Origin of the sequence: Clostridium sp. Cult2 (genome assembly GCF_021655075.1) — a bacterium.
Taxonomy (GTDB): domain Bacteria; phylum Bacillota; class Clostridia; order Tissierellales; family Tepidimicrobiaceae; genus Schnuerera.
Map to the genome: position 1 here is coordinate 20,470 of NZ_PPXX01000092.1, position 7,960 is coordinate 28,429.

The 7,960-nt window shown below is 30.0% G+C and carries 7 protein-coding genes; all 7 read left to right on the forward strand.

Translation table 11 applies throughout. The features are described from left to right. Nucleotides 1-36 precede the first annotated feature (36 nt). Nucleotides 37-1,971: a cell division FtsA domain-containing protein gene (locus C3E90_RS09605; RefSeq protein ID WP_236915425.1), complete on the forward strand. Its 1,935-nt coding sequence runs from the start codon at nt 37-39 to the stop codon at nt 1,969-1,971. A 63-nt stretch (nt 1,972-2,034) separates the two neighbouring features. Beyond that, nucleotides 2,035-3,477 carry a VanW family protein gene (locus C3E90_RS09610; protein WP_236915426.1) on the forward strand — a complete coding sequence of 481 codons (1,443 nt, stop codon included), beginning with the start codon at nt 2,035-2,037 and terminating at the stop codon, nt 3,475-3,477. Nucleotides 3,478-3,494: 17 nt separating this feature from the next. Beyond that, entirely contained in the window at nt 3,495-4,166 is a 672-nt protein-coding gene (locus C3E90_RS09615; protein WP_236915427.1) for a DUF2225 domain-containing protein, read from the forward strand. A 4-nt stretch (nt 4,167-4,170) separates the two neighbouring features. After that, entirely contained in the window at nt 4,171-4,668 is a 498-nt protein-coding gene (locus tag C3E90_RS09620) for a methylated-DNA--[protein]-cysteine S-methyltransferase (RefSeq protein WP_236915428.1), read from the forward strand. A 139-nt stretch (nt 4,669-4,807) separates the two neighbouring features. Then, nucleotides 4,808-5,635 carry a Cof-type HAD-IIB family hydrolase gene (locus tag C3E90_RS09625; RefSeq protein ID WP_236915429.1) on the forward strand — a complete coding sequence of 276 codons (828 nt, stop codon included), beginning with the start codon at nt 4,808-4,810 and terminating at the stop codon, nt 5,633-5,635. Between the two features lie 13 nt (nt 5,636-5,648). After that, entirely contained in the window at nt 5,649-6,116 is a 468-nt protein-coding gene (gene trmL, locus C3E90_RS09630; RefSeq protein WP_236915430.1) for a tRNA (uridine(34)/cytosine(34)/5-carboxymethylaminomethyluridine(34)-2'-O)-methyltransferase TrmL, read from the forward strand. A 108-nt stretch (nt 6,117-6,224) separates the two neighbouring features. Continuing rightward, nucleotides 6,225-7,835 (forward strand): Na/Pi cotransporter family protein, encoded by a 1,611-nt coding sequence (locus C3E90_RS09635; protein ID WP_236915431.1) that lies wholly within the window; start codon nt 6,225-6,227, stop codon nt 7,833-7,835. Nucleotides 7,836-7,960: the final 125 nt, after the last annotated feature.

A 7,960-nucleotide genomic window follows, 5' to 3' on the forward strand; every position in this document is an offset into this window, starting at 1 on the left:
GAAAGGGCTGTTAGTATGAAACAGTGGAAAAACTCAATGAAAGATTTGATTTTTTCTTTAGATATAGGCACAAGAACAATAATTGGGATTGTAGGAAGCTATTCAAATGATAAAAAATTTAATATATTAGCTTATTCTATTAAAGAACACAGTAAAAGGAATATGTATGATGGTCAGATACATGATATTGATGGCGTGACAGAGGTAGTTAAAGAGATAAAGGAAGAATTGGAAGGAAAATTAGGGACAAATTTAAAGAAAGTATCCATAGCAGCAGCTGGCAGATCTTTAAAGACTTGCAAAGTAAGATTAGATAAGGATATTGACAATAGTTCTGAAATTAGAAGGAACATGGTAGAAATCTTAGAATTAGAAGCTGTTCAAAAAGCTCAGGATATTATAAATAATAATGAAAATCAAAATAGAATGAAGTATTATAATATTGGATATACGGTAATTAATTATTACTTAGATAATAACATTATGAATAAATTAGATGGGCACAGAGGAGATAAAATTGGAGTCAACTTGATTGCAACATTTTTACCTCAAATGGTCATAGAAGGGCTATATTCGGTTATTTCAAAAGCTGGTTTAGAAGTTGGCAATATAACTTTAGAACCTATTGCTGCTATAAACGTAGCTATAAAAGAGGAGCTAAGATTGTTAAATCTAGCCTTAGTAGATATAGGAGCTGGCACGTCGGATATTGCCATAACTAAAGATGGAAAAATAATTGCTTATGCTATGACTTCTCAAGCTGGGGATGAGATTACAGAGACCTTATCTAAAAAATATTTATTGGATTTTAATTTTGGTGAAGAATTAAAGGTTAAACTTAGTACCAAAGATATACACGAATTTATTGATATAGTAGGTATACAACATAAACTGACTACTAAAGAAATAGTTGAAAGTATATATGATACAATAGTGAAGATAACTAATGAAATAGTAGAAAAGATTATTGAATTTAATGGGAAAGCTCCAAGTGCAGTGTTTCTCATTGGAGGCAGTAGTCAAATGCCTGGCTTGAAAGATTGTATAGCTGAAAAATTGGGATTGCCTAAAGAAAGAGTATCTATCAGAGATACGAGTTTTATTGAAAATTTAGGAGGTCTTGATTCAAGTATTAATGGGCCAGATATTGTAACTCCAATAGGAATAGCTATAGAGGGGGCTACTCAAAGATATAAGAATTTCATTGAAATTGAATTCAATGGTGAAGAAATTCGTATATTTAATACGGAAAAGGTAAAAGTTTCTGATATTCTAATTCTAAATGGTTTTAATCCAAGAAATTTAATATCTAAATGGGGAGAAGATTTTATATACTTCTTAAATGGGGAAAGAAAGACTTTTATTGGTGAAGAGGGAAGACCAGCTATAATATATGTAAACAATAAAGTTGGAAATTTAAATACTTTTTTACAGGACGGAGATATAGTTGAGATTATTAAAGCAACCCAAGGGGAAAAAAGAATTCCTCATTTATGCGAATGTATCTCCACTAGAAAGATAGTAAATTATAATAACAACCAATTTAATTTAATAAGAGAAATTAGGGTAAATGGTAATAAAGTTCAAAATAATCCTCTCTTGAAAGAAGGGGATAGAATAGACATTATAGAGATTAAAAGTATAAAGGATTTTTTAGAATCAATAGATGAAAATATTCATATCTCCAATATTTTAGTAAACGGGAAGAAGGCAAAGCATAACACTTTACTGAAAGAAGATGATCAGATTAGCTTTATTCAAAGAAATACTATAGAGTTAATTATTAATGGAGAAGAAATATTAATTGAGTATGATAAAGAAAAATTCGTATTTGTCGATATATTTGAATATATAGACTTTGATTTATCAAAACCAAGAGGAAATTTAGCACTCAGAATAAATGGAGAAGAAGCTGAATATTTGGCCTCTCTAAAAAATGGAGATGAAATAGAAATATCTTGGAGTAAATAGTATTGTAAGAAGTGATAATACATATATTTAATAATAAATAATAATTATACTTGGAGGCCCGATATGGAAGGTACTAACAAAAAAAACAAAATAATATTAATATTATTGGCTATTCTATTAGCTATAATTTTAGGACTAGGCTTTTATGGTTATTTTAAGGTATTGAGTTCAGAACTAATATATGAAGGCGTAATCGTTGATAAATTTGATCTTTCCTTCATGTCCAAAGAAGAAGCATTGAATTTCATTAAAGATAAAAAAGAGGAAGAAATAAGCAGTAAGAAAATGAGTTTAGTCTATATGGATAAAGAATATATATTTGGATTAAAGGAATTAGGATTTTATTACGAATATGAGGAAGCAGTGAATAAGGCTTATTTAGTAGGTAGAGAAGGAAATATATTAAATAGGCTTAAAAACATTGTCTATGCAAGAAGGAATGGAATAGAAATTTCTTTAGATTCAAATTTAAACATAGAAAAGATAGACCATATAGCAGATGAAATTAGTCATGACATTGATAAAGAGGCAAAGGATGCTGAATTCCATTTTAATAATGGCAGTATAGCTGTTACAGACGAGATAGTAGGCAAGTCCGTGGACAAGAATAAACTGCGTCAAGCAATTAAAGATAATATATATACATTAGAAAATATTCAAGTTCCGGTAAAGGACATAATTCCTAAGATATCCAAAGATCTATTGAGTAGAATTAATGGAGTCATTGGTGAATTCTCAACTTCTTTTAAAGGAAGTAGCCAAAATAGGATTGAAAATATTGATCTATCGTCTAAATCTATAAAAGGTAAAATTTTGATGCCTGGTGAGTCCATGTCTTTTAATGAAACTACTGGACCAAGGGAAGGTAAATTTGGTTATAAGGAAGCAAGTGTAATAATAGCAGGTGAATTTACTCCAGCCATAGGTGGAGGAGTATGTCAGACATCTACTACTCTTTATAATGCTTTATTGGTGGCAGATGTTACAATTTTAGAAAGAACCCCTCATTCTATACCAGCTAAATATGTGAAATTTGGGCAAGATGCAGCAGTTGCTTTTGGATTTTTAGATTTAAAATTTAGAAATGATTTTGATTATCCCATATATTTTGATTCCAAAATAGTAGGAGATAGAGTACATTTTTACGTATATGGTGATAAACAATCAAGGGATTATACAGTAAAAATCGAGTCGGAAATCTTAGAAACCATTCCATCTAAAGAAGAAATTATTTTAGATAAAACATTAGAACCAGGTAGTAAGGTATTAGTCCAAGAAGGCAGAACAGGCTATAGGGTCAATACCTACAAATCAATTATAAAAAACGGAAAGACTATCAGTAAGGATTTGATTAACAAGGACTTTTATAGACCAAGGAACTTTATTTACAAGGTGGGAGAAGAATTAGCAACACCCACTTCCACAAATCCAGATGAGCAGTTAGACGATTTATTAGAAGATGGTGAAGTAGATGGTACTGTTGAAGATGAAGACGTACAGGATTAATACAAGGAGGAATAATGTTGACGGAAATAGATGAGTTGTATGACAAAACTATAGAATGTCCTATTTGTAGAATGGAATTTTCATCTAAAAAGGTAAGGCTTTCAAAATTACGATTAATTAAAAGAGATAAGGATTTTTTATCCTATTATAAAGGTGAAAATCCATTGAAATATAGTATATTTATTTGTCCCAATTGTGGTTATGCAGCAACTGAAGGAAAATTTTCTTCTGTAACTAAAGAGGAAAAGGAAATAATTTTAAAAGAGATTTCTTCTAAATGGAATAAAAGAAGTTATGGCAATAAAAGGACTGTGGATGAAGCAATACTTGTTTATAAGCTAGCTCTTTATATTGGACAGTTATTAGATTATAAAAAAATTGATTTGGGTACCTTATGTTTAAGATTAGCTTGGTTATATAGGATAAAAGAGAACAAAGATGAGGAAAAAAGATTTTTAACCCTAACAAAGGGCTTTTTTGAAGATGGGTTCTATAAAGAATCTTTGATAGGCACCAATATGGATGAATCTAAACTAGGATATTTAATAGGTGAAATCAATAGAAGGCTTAGTTATAAAGATGAATCCGTCAAATGGTTTAATACGGTATTATCTAATCCAAATATTAACAATAATCCTATGTTGGAAAAAATGGTCAGAGAACAATGGAGATTAGCGAGGGAAGGATAGTCTTATGGATATTAAATACTATGATTTTAAAACACCTATAGGGAAAATGATTATTTTCTTTTCTAGTAAAGGCATAATCTATCTTGGCTTATCCGATGATAAGGGAGAATTTATTATTAAATGTATGAATCAAAAATATGGACAAACAAGAAAAGTAGATAAATGCCACTATAGTTACCATAATCAAATAATAGAATATTTAATAGGCAAAAGAAAAAAATTTTCTTTATCTCTGGATTTACATGGGACAGATTTTCAAAAAAAGGTATGGATGGAACTTTTAAACATAACCTATGGAGAAACTAAATCATATAAAGAGATTGCAATTAGCATTGGAGTGCCAAAGGGGTATAGGGCAGTAGGTGGAGCACTAAATAGAAATCCAGTAATAATAGTAGTGCCTTGCCATAGGGTAATTGGCACAGATGGTAATTTAGTTGGTTTTGGTGGCGGATTAGATTTGAAGGAGAGATTATTGACTTTAGAAAGGGAAAATATTTAACTGTTTATTCGAATATCTCTATTTAAAGTTTAAAGTTAATAAAAAAGCTCTTTTTTCTTTAAATAAAAAAGAGTTTTTTTATTGACTATTTATATCATTGTGATATATTTAATTTGGCAAATGAAGAGGAGGTAAATAAATGAAATATAAAGTAATTGCTATAGATATGGACGGTACACTTTTAAACAGTCAAAATAAAGTTTCTGATATTAATAGACAAGTTTTATTTAAAGCCCTTGATAAAGGAATATCTATTATTTTGTCAACAGGAAGGATACTAAGATCAGCTTTGTATTATTCAAAATCTATAGGGTTAAATAGCCCTGTTATTACTTGTAATGGTGCTTTGATTTCCTCTGGGGATGGAAAGGATATTATATATGAGAATCCTATGAAAATAGAATCTATTAAAAAATTGGTTAAACTAGCAGAAGAAAACAATATTTATTATCATTTTTATGATGCTGATACATTTTTTACAAAAAAAACTAATGATGGTATTTTTAAATACTATGAATCCTATGAAAATAGTCTAAAAAAACAACAGATAAATTTACAATTGATCCAAAATCCCATGGAACTTCTAAGCCAGCAAAAACCAATTATTTATAAATTTATTATTATTGAAGATGATATAGATAAACTTCTAGGATTTGAAGAAAAATTAAGAGACATAAAGGGCATAAATATTTCCAGTTCATGGCATAACAATATTGAAGTAATGAATGAAGGAGTATCTAAGGGAGTTGGATTAGAATATTTAATGGAAACATTAAATATCAATAAATCTGAAGTGGTAGCAATAGGGGATAATGAAAATGATATACCTATGTTCAAAAAAGCCGGGTTGGCAATTGGAATGGAAAATGGAGCCCAGGAGATTAAAAAACATGTACATGTAATTACAGATACTAATGATGAAGATGGTGTAGCAAAAGCAATAGAAAAGTATGTACTAGGCAATTAAAGGAGAGATGTTAATGGCTATAAATATTGTACTCGTAGAACCTGAAATACCCCAAAACACTGGAAACATAGTTAGAACATGTTCTCTTACCAATACGATTCTTCACCTAGTTAAACCTTTAGGCTTTTCTGTAGAAGATAAGTATTTGAAAAGAGCAGGACTAGATTATTGGAATTTAGTAGAAATATATTATTATGATAACTTTAAAGAATTAATTCAAAAATATAATAATGGCAATTTTTTTTATGCAACTACGAAAGGGAAAAATTATTATACAGATATGAGTTACCCAGAAGATTCCTTTATTGTATTTGGAAAAGAAACCAAAGGGCTTCCAGATGAAATATTAGATAAAAATTGGGATAGAACAGTAAAAATTCCAATGAGACAAGGTATAAAGAGGTCGTTGAATTTAGCAAACTCAGTTAATATAATATTGTTTGAAGCATTACGACAGTTGAAATTTCCATATTTAGAGTAATATTTTACAAAACTATAATAAACTAAGTTCCAAAATTATATCAATATAGAATTATATTTAAATAAAAATTTCTGAAACAAAATTCAAATATTAGTCAGGAGGGTACAAATGGACATTGCATTACCAGTATTAGGTGGATTAGGGCTTTTCTTATATGGCATGAATTTAATGGGTACCGGGTTACAAAAAGCTGCAGGAGAAAAGTTAAAAAAATTAATAGAAATATTAACTAATAACAGGTTTATGGGTGTTATAGTGGGGGCTTTAGTTACTGTGGTAATACAGAGTAGTAGTGCCACTACTGTTATGGTTATTGGATTTGTTAATGCTGGACTAATGACTTTATCTCAAGCTGTAGGCGTCATAATGGGTGCCAATATAGGAACTACGATAACAGCTCAATTAATTGCTTTTAAATTAACTGATTTTGCTCCATTAGCCGTTGCTGTTGGTGTAGGAGTGTGGATTGCCACATCTAGAAAAAAGGCTAAAAATTTAGCTGAAATTTTAATTGGTTTTGGTATTCTTTTTATAGGAATGGACATGATGGGCAATGGTTTAAAACCTTTAGCAGGCAATCCTATATTTTCAAACATCATGATAAGTCTTGAAGATCCGTTTTTAGGTATATTAGTTGGACTTGGATTGACCACAATAGTACAAAGTAGTAGTGCCTCCATTGGATTATTACAGGCTCTAGCATCACAAGGACTAATAGGATTAAATATTGCATTCCCCATATTATTTGGAGATAATATTGGAACCACTACTACAGCTTTAATTTCTAGTGTAGGTACTAACAAAACAGCAAAAAGAGCAGCAGTAATTCACTTTCTATTCAACTTAGTCGGTACTATTATTTTTATGACTATACTTAGGAGTCCTATAGAGAGTATTGTATTAAAAATATCACCTAATGATATACAAAGACAAATTGCCAATGCCCATACATTATTTAATTTACTTAATGTGGCTATACAACTCCCCTTTGCTAGATTACTGGTAAAAGCAGCAATAAAAATAATTCCTGGCGATGTAGAAGAGGCAACTGAAGCTGGTTTGAAATACTTAGATTTAAGAATTATTGAAACTCCATCTATTGCCTTAGGTCAAGTAACTAAAGAGGTGCTTAGAATGGGCAAGATAGTAGAGGAAAATTTAGTAGTAGCTGCAAAAGCTTTTAGAAATAAAGATGAAAAAATGACGCAAGAGGTATTTTCTCAAGAAAAGGTAATTAATAGGCTGGAAAGGGATATAGTCGAATATCTAGTAGAACTTTCTAATGCGCCTTTAACTGATGAGCAACATATTCAAGTTAATATTTTAATAAATGTGGTAAATGATATTGAAAGGGTTGGAGATCATGCGGACAATATTGCAGAATTGGCCCAGGTAGTAGTAGATGAGAGATTACAATTCAGCGATGGTGCCATTGAAGAATTTGACAATATATTTGGTAAAAGTCAAAAAGTTTTCAATAAATCTTTGGAGGCTTTGAGGGATGTAGACTTTGAAAAAGCTAGAGCAGTACTTAAATTAGAAGAAGAAATAGATGCTTTGGAAAAGGAATATAGAAAGACCCATATAGAAAGATTGAACAAACTATTATGCCAACCAAGTTCTGGTGCAATATTTTTAGATGTATTAAGTAATTTAGAAAGGGTTTCTGACCACTCTTCTAACATATCTCTCTATGTATTAGATCAATATAAAGAATAAAAAATTAGAATTTTATAAAGAAAAGGGTGTCAATAGTCAGTGAAAATGTCATATAAAAGAACTTAATTTTATTCAATGAAAGTGTCATTTTTAGAATGAAAAACTATTGATGAGTATTGCATTTA

Bases quoted from the DNA above. Each gene is read 5' to 3' on its own strand.
- C3E90_RS09635 (WP_236915431.1), top strand. From the start codon at position 6,225: ATGGACATTGCATTACCAGTATTAGGTGGATTAGGGCTTTTCTTATAT.
- C3E90_RS09610 (WP_236915426.1), top strand. From the start codon at position 2,035: ATGGAAGGTACTAACAAAAAAAACAAAATAATATTAATATTATTGGCT.
- trmL (WP_236915430.1), top strand. From the start codon at position 5,649: ATGGCTATAAATATTGTACTCGTAGAACCTGAAATACCCCAAAACACT.
- C3E90_RS09620 (WP_236915428.1), top strand. From the start codon at position 4,171: ATGGATATTAAATACTATGATTTTAAAACACCTATAGGGAAAATGATT.
- C3E90_RS09605 (WP_236915425.1), top strand. From the start codon at position 37: ATGAAAGATTTGATTTTTTCTTTAGATATAGGCACAAGAACAATAATT.
- C3E90_RS09625 (WP_236915429.1), top strand. From the start codon at position 4,808: ATGAAATATAAAGTAATTGCTATAGATATGGACGGTACACTTTTAAAC.